The organism is Candidatus Zixiibacteriota bacterium, from assembly GCA_018820315.1.
Classification (GTDB): domain Bacteria; phylum Zixibacteria; class MSB-5A5; order JAABVY01; family JAHJOQ01; genus JAHJOQ01.
The window spans coordinates 1-14,497 of the sequence record JAHJOQ010000153.1; the positions used below are offsets into that span (position 1 = coordinate 1).

A 14,497-nucleotide genomic window follows, 5' to 3' on the forward strand; every position below is an offset into this window, starting at 1 on the left:
CACTCGGGAGAGTGGCCGGGCTCTATGCGCTTGCATTCCCTGTCCCCCGTACAGAACCCGGCCTGGTACTCTGCAGTGTCGAGAGGTTTCCTTAGACGTTCACGTATCAGCCACTAATCAATCCCCCCTCTCTGTCCGCAAGTGGCTGAACAAGTACATCGCAAAGGGTGTGCCAAAAGGAAACTCCTGCGAGATATCAGACTTGATCCGGAGCACAACTCAGTGATTGTCAGTATGATAGGTGGTGGTGAGTGTCGATGGAAGCTGTCGCCTTCGATGTGTCGAACCAAGCTGCGACCATCGAATAGTTGCGAGTTTTCTACGAGGTGTTGCGAGTCGACATTCTATGCCCTTGTGACACAAGCAATTGATAATTCGCAACTGTTGCGAATCTTCTGCGAGTCTGCGAATTGAATGGAGGAGAACGGAAGATTTAGATGTCGAGCTTCTTCATATGATAACGGAGGGTCGATTCGGGTATGCCCAACTCTCGGGCGGCCTTTGATTGGTTCCCGTCGGCGCGACGCAGTGCGTCCACAAGTTGCTCTCGTTCGATAGTCACTTTGTCGATGCTCTCGTCAGTGTTGCCGATGGCACTCGGCACTTTCAACAGATCATCAATGTTGTTTCCCGGCGCGAGTGCTATCATGCGATTGATTTCGAACTTTAACTCACGGATATTCCCAGGCCAACTATGGTTATTGAGACGTTCAAGCAGCACATCAAAACTGCCGTTGTCGGTCGTTGCATTGTCGAAGCCGGTTCCCTGAAGGAAGAACTCGACAAGCAGTCTGATATCGTCGAGACGGTTGCGGAGTGGGGGGAGGTGGATGGGCATCTCCTGTAAGCGATAATAGAGATCGCTGCGAAAACAACCCTCTTCCATCATCTGCATCAAGTCAAGGTTTGTCGCTGCGACAAACCGTACATTGACCTTGATGTCAGATGTCGTTCCGAGTCTGCGCACACTCTTCGTATCAAGCACTCTTAGAATCTTCGTTTGCACATCCGGTGGCGCATCGCCGATTTCGTCGAAATAGAATGTCCCCCCTTCAGCCGATTCGATCAGACCGACTTTATCATACGCCGCGCCCGTGTACGTCCCTTTGCGGAACCCAAAAAGCTCCGATTCCAGTAGTTCAGACGGGATTGCGGCAGTGTTTACAATCCGGAACGGTTTGTCAGCGCGGGTCGATGACCTGTGGATATATTCGGCGAGAAGATCTTTGCCGGTGCCGGTCTCGCCGGTGATGAGTACTGTATGAGATGTGTCTTTAATTCGCTCAACTGCAGAAAGAATCTCCTTCATCTGACGGTTGCCGGTGATGATTATCGGTGCAGCCTGATCAGCTTTCCGTGAAGCAGCAGATACATTAGCATCTCTTCGCAACTGAGTGATGGCGTTTTCGACCTGCTCGACACGCTTCGGGACATCCATTTCGATAAAGAGCATTCGTGACATTTCGAGATGACGCAGGCGTTCATCGAAACTGTATGACTCAGACTTACCCGCAGCGAAGTACGACAGCGCGAGCTCATACCTCGCGCCTATCTCGCGCAGCAAGTCAATCGACTTCTTGAAGTAGTCGCGAGCGGTGTCAGTTTCTTTCTTGTGAGTATATATCTGACCGTAAGCACGCCAGAGCGCACCGAGTTCGATTCGTTCGTTGATTTTCGTGATAGCCGCCCCGGCTTTAGCTGCTGTCTTCTCGGCAATGTCGAACTTCTCTTCAGCAATGTCGACATCCGTCAGCATTCGCAATGTCTGTGCAACCGCCGATGCAGTCGGTTCCGGCATATCGAGGACTTGCTGATAATATTCACGCGCCTTGGCATAGTTGCCGTCTTCATAATTCAGTAATCCTAAGTACTCTCTGCAAACATCTATGTCACGATTGCTCTTAATTGAAACGAAGGTGCTCAGTGCTGATGAAATCGCATGGCGTGCGAATGGGAGTTCTAATCTGTAGAGACGTAATTTCCCCTTGAGCAATAACAGATTAGCGGATGCTGACAGATCAGTATCATCAGCTACAATATTTTCGATAATCGACTCAGCTCTTGAAAAGTCTCCGATATACATTAGAATCCGCGCCATATTTCGACGATCGATATCTACATCTCTCTGAGAATGGAACTTTCGTGCGCATTCGACGGACAATTCTATGACTTCACACGACCTTCGAAGATTTCCGGTCAAGTAGTGAATCTGTGCTAAGTAATTCAATGGATACATCATTGATTTGTGGTCACCCGAGCTTCGAAAGAAGACATATGATTCATTGAATTCCTGCTCAGCTTCGCGAAATCGGCCCACACGTGACAGAATTCGTCCTAGATCAAGCTTTAGCTCGGCATAAGACGCCCAGTCATCAATTCGGTGAGCTAAGCGAATTGCGGTCTTTATTTTGATCAAGGACTCTCTGTATCTGCCCACCTCGCATAGACACTTGGCAAGTTGCTGATATACTCTAATCTTTGATTGAGTATCTGTGGACCCAACGAGATTCTTTCGACAGTCGGTCAGCGCCGCAAGTGCATCTTCGTAAAGCCCTTGCAGCATCATCTGTTCAGCTTCAAGAACCTGCGCGTCACATGTTTGTATCTTCGAATGCATAGCTAATCGTGTGTCACTATTTTGTGTGCTCTTCCCAGCCACCGTCGTCTCCTTCCGGCCGTCTGTCGCTTATTCTCTTGCCGGGGGGAGTATCAGAAAGGCTTGGCCCCTCTATTTCGATCACAATTATGCCGGTCAACGGCGATGCAATTATCAGATACCTCTCAACTATAGGTCTCAGCGACCTATGCATTAACTTTGGTGGGAATGTTTTGGTTTCTCGGGCAGGAGTGCTTTCATCGGCAACAGAGCTTCTGCTCGATGCAGCCGATGTCGCGCTGTCTGTAGCATGCGAGATCGGGGGAACAACCAATCCCAGCATGAACAACGCGAGGGTGAGGGACAGGATCACTCGTTTCATTGTCACATCTCCCGTTAGAGTACTATCTATTCTTCAAATGCTCTCTGCTCAACTCAGTTGTCAGCATCGTCCTTCCGTATCTAAGGCCATGCAGAAATGCCGACTTACAATACACCAGTATTCTATCGCTCTAAGTATAAGAGAGCCCACTGTCAGAACCTGTCAGTACAAAATCAAGTTTTTTGGACTTGTATCATCTTTTTTCCTATGCTCCCGGTCACACCCAGTGAAGACATTCCAGCCTACAGTCGGACAGGTCGAGGTCCATCGACTTCGACCTGTTGCTTCAAGGATTAACCTTTGATAGACCGCTATTACAGCACCGCCATCACCGTGTTGCTTGCTGGACCGTCACCGACCTTGTTGGTCGCGACTATGCGGTACTCCCATTCTTTGCTGCGATCCCGATTGACGAGAGTTATCTCCGTCAAAACGGCCGTAGCCTCGTCTGCCCATTCGCCACTCGGCCGCTCTCGTCGCATTACTTTATATGCACTCGGCTTTCCGCCTTCGGATGGCGCTTTCCAGTCGAGCATCACCCAACCCTCACCTTGCTGGACAGTCTCAAGCAGTCGCGGCTGACCGGGCAACTCCAATGCTGTCGAGGCGGCGCGACCAGCCCAGCCGATCAGCTTCAGTTTATCATCGTCGAAATCGACAGTATTTTCCGCATAGCGGATATCCGTCTTCAATGCGTCTGTCAAGTCTTCCAGTGCCACGTCCTTGTCGGTCGTTGCCTGCTCCGCAGCCGCCTGCGCGGCCACCGCCGCGTTCTTCGCGTTTGTGTAGTCACTCAACGCTGTCGTAAGGTCGATCGTGCTGACCGGCGGCGCTGGATAGATTGCCACATTTGCGGCAAGCCCCACTGCCATTTCCTGAGCCAATGCCAGAATTTCTGCCTCTGTCCTTGGAAAACGTGCCATTTTGCGTAACCTCCCCTTGTATAAGAATTTAACCCCTACATGTATCGATTGCAGCGCATAAATGGATGCTTAATCTGCCTTGTTGTAAACATACAACGCCACGATGTCAACTTAATATTCGACGATGGAAACGATCAATGCCGCGATGTAAGCATACAGAGCTGCTCCGCAATCTTACATTGCGACGATGTAAACTTTCCGAGCCGGGTTGTAAGCTCACAATGCCACGATGTAAACGCACAAAGAGACGGCATGAAGCGGATATGCTGTGTTGCAAATTCGATCTGCGCATTAGATCTCTGTCCCGCGATGGGGTAAATGACCCCGCGTTCTGACGCTAAATATATGTTGGCGAGGGCGGCAAAGCCAGCACTAATTTGCGCCCAACAAACCTCTTGCGAATTAGTCCGTAGGTGGTTATATGTATGCGAAATGATAATCAAGGAGAACTCGAGAATGTCACCATCACCCCAACAAGCTTATGATGAACTAATTCAGATACGTCGCGAACTTGCCACTCTCGGCTCTTGCCAGGCGCTACTATACTGGGATGAGAGGACTTACATGCCGCGAGGCGGTGCCGAAGGTCGCTCCAAACAAGTCGCGCTGCTCTCCGGGATGATTCACGAGAGATTCACTTCGCCGCATATCGGTGAACTGATCTCTGCCATTGAAGGCACCGATGTCGTATCGGATGGGAATTCCGGGAAAGCAGCCGTCATGAGAGAGATCCGCAGGGAATATGACAAAGCGGTCAAACTTCCGAAAGATCTTGTCGAAGAACTTGCGCGAGTCACATCGCTGGCGCAGGGCGTATGGGCGGAAGCAAGGCAGAAATCAGATTTCTCGATATTCCTGCCGAAACTGAAAGAGGTCATCGATCTCAAACATCGCCAGGCGGAGGCCTATGGCTATGAGACTGAGCCGTACGATGCGCTGATCGACGACTACGAGCCGTATGCAACGGTGAAGACAATCTCCGAAGTTTTCGCTAAACTTCGAGAGGAACTGGTCCCTCTCGTTAAGGCTATCGTCGATTCAGGTAATCGTCCGAATATGTCTATAATCGAGAACGACTATCCTGCCGATCTGCAGGAGAAATTCGGCCATGAGGCCGCAGCGGCGATTGGATTCGACTTTGAATCGGGACGGCTTGATGTTACGACTCATCCATTCTGCAGCGGGGTTGCGCCCGGCGATTGCCGAATTACGACCAGATACAATCCTCGCCATCTCGGCCAGGCACTATTCGGAATCCTGCATGAGGCCGGTCACGGCATCTATGAGCAGGGTCTTCCTCAACAACATTTCGGTACACCTCTTGCAGAGTCGGTTTCGCTCGGTATCCATGAGTCTCAGTCGAGAATGTGGGAGAATCTCGTAGGACGAAGCAAACCGTTCTGGGAGTACTTCTATCCTAAGGCTCGGAAGACGTTTCCATCACTGAGCGGAGTCGCATTCGAAGATTTCTATTTCGCCGTCAATAACGTCCAGCCTTCGTTTATAAGAGTCGAGGCAGACGAGGTAACATATAATCTGCACATACTGCTCCGTTTCGAGATAGAGCGCGACTTATTCGCCGGGAAGATCAAAGCTGAAGATCTACCATCTGCCTGGAATGAGAAATTCGTTGAATATTTCGGATTGACTCCGGAGAATGATGCCATAGGATGCATGCAGGATATCCACTGGAGCGCCGGACTTTTCGGTTATTTCGCTACGTACGCTCTCGGCAATCTCTATGCCTCTCAATTCTTCGCAAAGGCGAAAGAGGATATGCCGGACATCGAACAGAAATTCGCCGCGGGTGACTTCTCAGGTCTGAAAAACTGGCTAAGAAAGAACATCCACTCGCATGGTCAGAGGTATCGCGCTGGGGAACTGGTGCAGAAAGTTACAGGAAAACCGCTCAATCATGAACCGATGATGACATATTTGAAGTCCAAATTCGGGAAATTGTATGGAATCTAATCGCTGGTAGATTTCGATAGAGTTAATTGGCAGAAAACAGGAAGGAGTTTCTTCGTCTCCGAAAAAACTCCTTCCATCCCCTCCTCTTAGTACCCTCACCGCCAAATCAAGTACCTAGAGTAACTGACACCCCAAAGAGTAACAAAACCTGTGCCAAACTCCATTTTCGGACTGGAATGAACCTTCAATCGATTGAACAGTAGCGAGATACGAGCTGCAATGAATCGCGAGCCGTGAATCGGGATTATTGACTTTTCCGCACAAGCTGCGCCAGAAATGACGCACAAGAGCTGCGCGCCACCATTAATACGTTGTTTAATAAGGACTTAAGCCTACGCAGATCGTGCGAGTACAAACTGGCGCAAATCGACATCTTCTGCGCGTTGGCGCAGCCACTACTTCCAGTGCACCACTTCTTACTTCTTAGCAGGTAATGTGTGTATCGATAGGTCGTGTACGTCGTGCAACGCCTCCAGCATCGCTTCCGCCATGACCGGATGCGCATGGAAACTGTCACCGAGTTGCTCGACTGTGAGCCCATGCCTGACCGCAACCGCGCCCTCATGAATCAAATCTGTAGCATGGGCCGAGACAATGTGAACGCCAAGAATCTTGTCGGTCTTCGCGTCTGCGACAATCTTGACTTCACCCTCTGTCTCGTTCTCAGATTGCGCCTTGCCGAGAGCGATGAACCTGAATCTGCCGATTTTTACCTCACGCCCCATCTCAATCGCCTGGCTTTCCTTCAAACCGACCGACCCGACTTCAGGATCTGTGAAGATTGCGCTCGGCACGCCGGTGTAATCGATCTTCTTGTTCTGGCCGAGACAGTTGGCGGCAGCGATGCAACCCTCCGCAGAGGCGGTATACGCCAGCAGGTACTTGCCGGCGGCGTCGCCAATCGCAGATACACCGTCAACATTGGTCTTCATCCGCTCGTCAACTTTGATCGAGCCGTTCTTGTTGAGCTCCACGCCGATATCTTCGAGCCCGATATTCTTTGTGTTAAACGATCTGCCGATTGACACAAGCACTTTCTCGGTCTCTATCCTCGGGCCATCTTCAATTGACGATACCATCCTGCCGTCGGGGCCTCGTTCTACAGACGCCACTTTCTTGCTAAGATGGAGCTTGATCTTTGACTTCTTCAATTCTCGCTGGATCAGTTTGCATACGCTCTCATCTTCAAGCGGAAGCGCATGCGGCATCATCTCGACCATTTCGACTCTGCAGCCGAGGCGCGACATCAGGAACCCGAATTCGCATCCTATCACGCCCGCACCGATAATGAGAAGTGACTCGGGGATTTTGTCCAGAGAGACCATGTCATTCGATGACAGGATGCCGTTGCCGTCGAATGGGAATACGGGGATATTCAGCGGGCTTGAACCAGTCGCCACTATGATATTCCTGGCATTGATGGTCTCCTTCGATCTGTCGGCCTTCTCTACTTCGATCTTACCGGGAGACTTCAGCACACCGCGACCTTCGATGAGATTGATCTTGTGGCTCTTGAATAGAAACTCTACACCTTTGACAAGCCCATCGACGATTTTGTCCTTCCGCGCCATGACAGCAGCGAGATCGACCGTCACTTCGCCTTCCACCTTAATGCCCCATTTATCGGCGTTCAATATCTTCTTATAGAGATTAGCGGAAGCTATCATCGCTTTTGTCGGGACACAACCCCAGTTGAGACAGACGCCCCCGAGTCTGGTGATCTCAATGCAAGCGACCCTGGCCCCGAGCTGTGCGGCGCGAATAGCCGCAACATAACCACCCGGTCCACCACCCAGCACTGCAATATCATATTGTTCGCTCATCATATATCCTTTCAAACACGAGTACTTTCACAACAAATCGTAGGTCAGGATCCTCGCGATCCTGACACCTCAATAGCATGATGTCGAATCCGGGAGGGAATCGACCGGTCCCGCTCGCATGAAGCTAAATCAATCCTGATCCTAAGTCAACAACGATAGCCGATCAATTGGGTCTGCAACCGGCAAGCGTCAATCGTTCTTCCGAGTGTCCGGCTCGTTACATAACTCCTCTGAACACGCAAAATAAAAGCCTCTCGCTGCCTGGCAGCAAGAGGCTCTCTGTATTGAGGATGGTGGATCGATATCGTAACTTCGCATCCACCGTCAGTATGATTACCGGCCATCTGGAGTGCCAACAATAAATGGATGAATCTGGATCGATACAGCATTGAAATGCCCTCTGCTGTAGTAACAGCAGGGGGCATTGTTGACTCAATTGGATCAAATGAACGCGAACTACGGCTTCGCGTTAATCGTCAAAATGATAGCAACCTTTTTAAGATCAAGATCGAGGGGTGTTCCGATACCGACGGCATAGAAATAGAATTCGCCATCCATAACGAACTTCTTGAGAGTATCGAAATTCCCAAGGAATTCGTACGACTGCTGCCAGGTAATCTTCCTCGTCGCACCTGGATCAACAGTGATGTCTTCCAATACCATTGTGGCATTGGCGATAACCTCTGCGGCAGTGCCAAGTGTGCCATCTTTGGAGACATAGAAGTCGCCGGTGGCTAGACTTGTGCCTCTGCTATTATCGAGAATTAAACTGAATCCAAGATCGACGACATGCTTGATATCAGCCTCATGATCCTTCCACTCGCCATGCTCTTCTTTGCTCACTTTCCAGACTTTGAAGTCATCGTTGGTCTGAAGAGTCGCGTCATCGAGTTCAATGACGATCAAGACATTGCCCGTGATGATGTTACATCCAGCGAAGGCCAATATGACCAGCAGAGGAGCGAACTTTAGCATTCTCTTCATGACTATAGACCTCCTGCAATGCCGAAGTAAACATTGAGACCAGCAGAGATGCCGAGAGTCTTGTAGGTACCCTCTTCGTTGGGCATAATCAGAGACTTGGCCTTGACATCAAGTGACACCATTGGGCTGAATCCGTATTCGACGCCGAGTCCCAGGAAATAGCTTAACTTCGAAATGTCGTCAAGTCCTTCTCTTGACCATGTAGCCGAACCAAGCCCGGCAATGCCATACACGGAGAGACCAAGATTGCCTTCAATGCCGCCAAAGACGAGATCGATACCAAAAGACGTGATATCACCGCCATCCCTCTCCTGCATTTCACCGTAAACATCCGCCTCGCCTTTACCGAGTTTGTTCATTGTGAAATTCGGCTCGACCCCAATGCTTGGCAGTACGGCAACTCTTGCCTTGAAACCAATCATCGAACTCGACGTGACATCATCCATCCCGAGCGGCAGGACCAAACCACCGAATCCGCCGACAGAATAGCGCACAGCAGAAGCTTGACTTGATAGCAGCAATACGATAAACGCTGCCAATAGTAAAACTGTAGATTTGCGCAAGAAATTCTCCTTTCTCTAAAGTAACTGACACGAATATACGCGATGGCTCACGCCTCGAAAAGTGAAAAATGCATGAAATTTATCTCACTCAATATTCGTAGTCGGCATACAGTTTTTGCGAGCGTAGCGCAAACCATCAGCATATAATAATATGATGTTATACTCTGAAAGATAACCGCGTGGAGATGTATGGCAATTAAAGACATCCTGCTTCTGGGCAATCCTCTGCTGCAAGAGATCTCTTGTGCAGTGCAGGAGAGCGATCTGAACAATCTCGCAGAAGAGGTGCAGGATCTCCAGGATACGCTTCGTGATTTCCGGGAGAGGCACGGCGTAGGAAGAGCGATTGCGGCTCCGCAGATTGGAGTGATGAAACGTATTATATACATGCAAGTCGACAAACCGGAAATCTTGATTAATCCGGTTATCAGCGACATGAGCAGAGAAATGATTGAACTTTGGGACGACTGCATGTCATTTCCGGAGTTACTTGTCAAAGTAGCGCGGCACAGGAGCTGTCTCATATCGTACAGAAATCTGTCATGGGACAAGGTGACGCTCGATCTGGAAGATAACCTGTCAGAGTTGCTTCAGCACGAGTGCGACCACCTCGACGGCATTCTCGCGGTGTCCAGAGCCATCGATGGTCAGTCTTTTGCACTTAAGAGTCAGGCAAACCTGCTCGAAAGCAGTTGAATAGTCAGCAATATGTCATTGAAGAGAAACGCATGACCGACTCACAAAAAGGCACGATTTTTCTCCTGGCCGGTGCCATCATGATCAGCTTCTCGCCGGTATTCGTCAAGCTAGCCGATGTCGGCCCGACAGTCGCCGGATTTTACAGAATGCTATTCGGTGGATTGCTCCTTCTCGGGATCGTCATTGTGAGACGGCAGCAATTGTTCAGAGGATCTCGATTTCTGATGTTAGCTTGCCTTTGTGGATTTGTGTTTGCTGCAGACCTGGCTTTTTGGCACCGCAGTATTCACTTTGTCGGTCCTGGATTGGCGACACTACTGGGCAATTTCCAGGTCTTCTTTCTGGCGGCTTTCGGATTTATCATTTTGCGGGAAAAAGTAGCGTGGAAACTTGCAGTATCAATCCCGGCTGCTATTATCGGTCTCGCTATGATAGTCGGTGTTGACTTCAGCACGATGCAGGCCGAATACAAACTCGGTGTACTCTTCGGCATACTCACCGCTCTGATGTACGCATCATATTTGATAATATTCCGAAGAATCGGTACAGCCGCCAGACTTGACTCATCGATGCCGGTCGTCGCCCTGATTTCGATTTCATCCGCGATATTCCTCGGGATGATGGCTTTACCATTAGGCGAGAGCTTCGTCATTCCGGATAATGCCTCGATCCTCGTCCTGATCAGCTACGGCATGGTCTGCCAGGTCGGCGGATGGGTAGTGATATCGATGGGCATTCCGCTCGTTGAAGCCTCGCGAATCGGTTTGATTCTGCTGCTTCAGCCTGCGTTGGCATTTGTCTGGGATATTATGCTCTTCGGGAGACCTATTACCGCAATCGAGATCGCAGGAGCGATAATTGCGTTAGCGGCGATCTATCTGGGCGGTTTGAGCAGATCCGGTAAGAAACCACCCGTGACTCAGTAGTCGACAAGTTCAGACCAGGATTCAAGTAACACTGGACAAAGCCGACCCCGACCATTATACTTGGCCGATCTAAGGAGGACAATATGCAACTGGCTGTACTCGGCTGTGGAATGATGGGAACAGCAGCAATATATGATCTGACACAGAACAACAAAATTGCGAGAATCATCGCGGCAGATATTGATATCGACAATGCAAGAGAGCTCCGGGACAGGTTCGGTGACGACAGAATTGACCCGATCGCTATCGATGTAAACGACCTTGGCGACGTCCGCACTAAGCTGGCTGGATCGAAGGCTATTCTCGGCGCAATCCATTACAAATACAACTATGAACTGTCGAAACTGGCGGTCGAACTCGGTTCGCACTACTGCGACCTCGGCGGCAATAACTCGGTGGTAGATGAGCAGATGACGCTCTCAGACGAGGCGAAGAAAGCCGGAATCTCCATAATCCCGGATTGCGGGCTTGCCCCCGGAATGGTCTCAGTCGTCGTCGCACACGGCGAGAGTCAGTTTGATGTGCTCAAAGATATTCACATTCGCGTCGGCGGACTGCCTCAGCATCCTGAACCTCCGCTCAATTACAAATTGGTATTCTCAGTGGAGGGACTGATAAACGAATATGTCGAGCCGGTACGCGCAATTCGCGACGGCAAGCTTGTCATGCTGCCACCGTTGAGCGAGATCGAGGAGATATCATTCCCAACACCGTTCGAAAAGCTGGAAGCCTTCACAACGTCGGGAGGAACGTCAACACTTGTGAAGACATACTTCGGCAAGACAGAAAATCTCGACTATAAGACTATCAGATATCCCGGGCATTGCGAGAAAATGAAGATGCTGATGGACCTCGGTTTCTTCTCCCCAGAGAAAATCTATGCCGGCGGGAAAAAAGTAACTCCGAGAACAGTCACCGGCGCAATATTCGAAGAGGCCCTGCTGAACGACGACAAAGACTCCGTGCTGGTTCAGGTAGAGCTCGTCGGACAAATCTCCGGCAAGCTGAAAAGCCTCAAGTACCGACTGATTGACTATCATGACGATAGCACGGGTCTGAGTGCCATGATGCGAATGACAGCCTTTCCTGCGATTATCATCTCGCAGATGCAGGCTGATGGCCGGATCACCGCTCGCGGAACGGTGCCGCAGGAACTGGCCGTGCCTCCGGAACCATTCTTCGAAGAACTTGCGAAGCGAAAGATCGTCTTTGAGACTATCTGGACCGACCTTTAGGTCTTACAGCTTCAGATTTCATTGAGTAGCTCAACAATTATTGCCCGACGTGGAGCTCTCCGACAAAGTCGGGATTTACCGGGTTGGAGATGAGTTAAGCCGTTCTCAGTTCAGACGTACAACTCGGGCAGCGCGTCGCCTTCAAAGAGACTGCCGTGAAACAGAAAGGACATTCCCTGGTAGTCGGAGCTGCTGCTGGCGCTTCCTCTTTTCTCTTGAGCTTGTTCATGCTTCGAATCACCATGAAGATTGCGAATGCAACAATCACGAAGCTGATGATGGTGTTGATGAACACACCATAATTGAGTGTAACAGCTCCGGCTTCATTCGCTGCGGCGACAGTTGCGAACGGTCCAGCCGCAGCTGCATCCTTCAGCACAATGAACAGATTCGAAAAATCGGCATTGCCCAGGAGCAATCCGATCGGTGGCATGATCACGTCGGCGACGAGAGACTTGACAATTGTCCCAAATGCTGCGCCGATGATGATACCGACGGCCATGTCCATGACATTGCCCTTGACTGCAAATTCCTTAAATTCCTTCACCATTCCCATAAATGGTCTCCTCCTTATGCAATACTACTTATGCATTTCTAAATCAGCCACCATAACTATAGATGTCAATCAGGAGTTCCCACAAAATGATAGACAATTTGGGTATATTAGATCAACAAAAAAAGCGCACGTCATATCGGCGACGGAGTTTACTTGTGACAACACAGACATCATGGCGAGGATGCATGCGAGATTGCTTCTCGCTCTTCGTAGAAACATGACAACAAACGACTGGCTTACAAAGACACCTGCTAACAGAAGTTATCCTGTCCGGTATTGCCACAATTCGACTTGACATCTTGCTCAGATCTCTGTAATATCCGAGAAGCAGATGATACTGAATCTGGTTACGATTCAGTGGTAAGGCGTTTTCTGTACTCTATATCTAATATAAACGCCAAGTGAAAGGGACTATACGAATGGCTACGGCCATTGGAGGCTGACGATCATGAGGAAGTTGTTCGGACTGGGAGCAGTTATCGTTATCGCTTCGATCGGCGGGTTGCCTTTCAATATTTTGAATTTAGGTACTCCAGATGATCCGCCTACTATCGCGATTAAGGAACCTTGTCCGGGATATGACAGCATAATGAACTTTGGAGATCGAATGCTTGAAGCATGCGATACTGCAGCCGCGCGCATTCATTTCCAAGACGCTGAGGATAGTGCCTGCTCCACAGATCAGAGGGCCGAGGTTCTCAAACGACTGGCGCTGATCCATTTTTCAGAGCAGAACTTCGCCAAGGCGCGAGCATTATTGGATGATGCAAAGGCGCTGAATGCGTCCGACTCTCAGATTGTGAGAAACCACCGCTGGGCATGTGCATCCGCAACTGAGAACAGGTTTGCGGTACCTGTGCCATCGAAAGTGCCAACGGAGTACAGCCTCCTGGTGCAGGATAAATGGGACAGAGCAATCGCGATCGCCAAAGTTGATCATGCTGACCCTTGGGCGAAAGAAGTATTCAACGAGATGGTCCGTTATGGAAACGAAGACCACGATGCGATTTACTATGCAGCGCTAGGCTACTTTGGAGATCATCAATGGGCTTCTGCCCTGATATATCTAGATTCGTGTGAAACAGTCTATCCAGAAGATTTGAACGTTCTACGACTCTGGCGTGCCCAAGTTTACTATGCCCAATCCAAGATTGATATGTACCAAGCTGAACTGGACCTTATTAAGAGAGACAACCCGTGGCACATGGCGATATGGGCGCTGCGCCTGTCCGGTAAAAGTATCTTATTCGTCTAGCGGTCTCCCTCTGGATTCGCATCCATCTCTTCTCTCCGCTGGTTTTATTCTGCTCATCAATCTTGAACAATTGGCAATTATGTCCAACCTTATCTGATTTAGGTCGTCGGTGAGGATCTCTACCAACTGCGTGTCTCTTCTACGCGTCATTTCCAACGAAGCAAACCTCGAAATGGCCATACTCCGATTGTGGTTGAACAGCCTGCATTCCTCGGCGAGCCGGAGCATTGCGGAGGACTTCTCTGCGTCCCACAAACCGGTAAGTGAGTGATTCTCCAAGATACATGGTTCAATGTAGTGACAATAGACTGTGTCTCCCAGCGGGGACACAACATGATACCCACCTTTGAGATTGCTCTGAATCCGGGCAAGCTCTTCCCTGACCAAATATCGGCTATCATCATAGTTGACTGAGTTCACGTAGTAGAAAATCCATATCCCGGCACCTAGTGTCCCGTCAACATGATATTATTGGGCATGTCATTGACTTCCGAAATTGTTTGCGCTATATTTGTGCAAACAAGGAGGTGGTCGATGAAAAAGTACATCGTTCGATTATCGAAGGAGGAGCGTGATAGACTGAA

Annotated in this window: 12 protein-coding genes; 5 read left to right on the forward strand and 7 right to left on the reverse strand. The window is 49.8% G+C overall.

The features are described 5' to 3' along the window. Nucleotides 1-433: 433 nt before the first annotated feature. From KKH67_14865 to KKH67_14875, 3 genes are all read right to left on the reverse strand, one after another. Nucleotides 434-2,617, reverse strand: a complete 2,184-nt coding sequence (locus KKH67_14865; protein ID MBU1320463.1) for a sigma 54-interacting transcriptional regulator — start codon at nucleotides 2,615-2,617, stop codon at nucleotides 434-436. A 16-nt stretch (nucleotides 2,618-2,633) separates the two neighbouring features. Beyond that, nucleotides 2,634-2,978 carry a hypothetical protein gene (locus KKH67_14870; GenBank protein MBU1320464.1) on the reverse strand — a complete coding sequence of 115 codons (345 nt, stop codon included), beginning with the start codon at nucleotides 2,976-2,978 and terminating at the stop codon, nucleotides 2,634-2,636. A 314-nt stretch (nucleotides 2,979-3,292) separates the two neighbouring features. After that, the gene (locus KKH67_14875; GenBank protein MBU1320465.1) at nucleotides 3,293-3,901 is read right to left on the reverse strand and encodes a fibronectin type III domain-containing protein; all 609 of its coding nucleotides are present in this window, start codon (nucleotides 3,899-3,901) and stop codon (nucleotides 3,293-3,295) included. A 456-nt stretch (nucleotides 3,902-4,357) separates the two neighbouring features. Between KKH67_14875 and KKH67_14880 the strand changes: the two genes are divergently transcribed. Further along, on the forward strand, nucleotides 4,358-5,872 hold the full coding sequence (locus KKH67_14880; GenBank protein ID MBU1320466.1) for a carboxypeptidase M32: 1,515 nt from the start codon (nucleotides 4,358-4,360) through the stop codon (nucleotides 5,870-5,872). A 416-nt stretch (nucleotides 5,873-6,288) separates the two neighbouring features. On the opposite strand, the gene lpdA is transcribed toward KKH67_14880, so the two are convergent. From lpdA to KKH67_14895, 3 genes are all read right to left on the reverse strand, one after another. Beyond that, nucleotides 6,289-7,695: a dihydrolipoyl dehydrogenase gene (lpdA, locus tag KKH67_14885; GenBank protein ID MBU1320467.1), complete on the reverse strand. Its 1,407-nt coding sequence runs from the start codon at nucleotides 7,693-7,695 to the stop codon at nucleotides 6,289-6,291. A gap of 456 nt (nucleotides 7,696-8,151) precedes the next feature. Further along, nucleotides 8,152-8,679, reverse strand: a complete 528-nt coding sequence (locus KKH67_14890; protein ID MBU1320468.1) for a hypothetical protein — start codon at nucleotides 8,677-8,679, stop codon at nucleotides 8,152-8,154. 2 nt (nucleotides 8,680-8,681) lie between these two features. Then, on the reverse strand, nucleotides 8,682-9,242 hold the full coding sequence (locus KKH67_14895; protein ID MBU1320469.1) for a porin family protein: 561 nt from the start codon (nucleotides 9,240-9,242) through the stop codon (nucleotides 8,682-8,684). A 189-nt stretch (nucleotides 9,243-9,431) separates the two neighbouring features. On the opposite strand from KKH67_14895, the gene KKH67_14900 reads away from it, so the two are divergent. The 3 genes from KKH67_14900 (at nucleotide 9,432) to KKH67_14910 (ending at nucleotide 12,102) form a co-directional block, all read left to right on the forward strand. Then, on the forward strand, nucleotides 9,432-9,938 hold the full coding sequence (locus tag KKH67_14900; GenBank protein MBU1320470.1) for a peptide deformylase: 507 nt from the start codon (nucleotides 9,432-9,434) through the stop codon (nucleotides 9,936-9,938). 32 nt (nucleotides 9,939-9,970) lie between these two features. Further along, the gene (locus KKH67_14905) at nucleotides 9,971-10,867 is read left to right on the forward strand and encodes a DMT family transporter (GenBank protein ID MBU1320471.1); all 897 of its coding nucleotides are present in this window, start codon (nucleotides 9,971-9,973) and stop codon (nucleotides 10,865-10,867) included. Nucleotides 10,868-10,950: 83 nt separating this feature from the next. Further along, nucleotides 10,951-12,102: a saccharopine dehydrogenase NADP-binding domain-containing protein gene (locus KKH67_14910; GenBank protein ID MBU1320472.1), complete on the forward strand. Its 1,152-nt coding sequence runs from the start codon at nucleotides 10,951-10,953 to the stop codon at nucleotides 12,100-12,102. Nucleotides 12,103-12,196: 94 nt separating this feature from the next. Here the strand turns inward: KKH67_14910 and mscL are convergent, their stop codons facing one another. Continuing rightward, complete coding sequence (gene mscL / locus KKH67_14915; protein ID MBU1320473.1) at nucleotides 12,197-12,652, reverse strand: large conductance mechanosensitive channel protein MscL; 456 nt, start codon at nucleotides 12,650-12,652, stop codon at nucleotides 12,197-12,199. Between the two features lie 463 nt (nucleotides 12,653-13,115). Here mscL and KKH67_14920 point away from each other — a divergent pair, with 463 nt between their 5' ends. Continuing rightward, nucleotides 13,116-13,913: a hypothetical protein gene (locus tag KKH67_14920; GenBank protein MBU1320474.1), complete on the forward strand. Its 798-nt coding sequence runs from the start codon at nucleotides 13,116-13,118 to the stop codon at nucleotides 13,911-13,913. The last annotated feature ends 584 nt before the right edge of the window (nucleotides 13,914-14,497 follow it).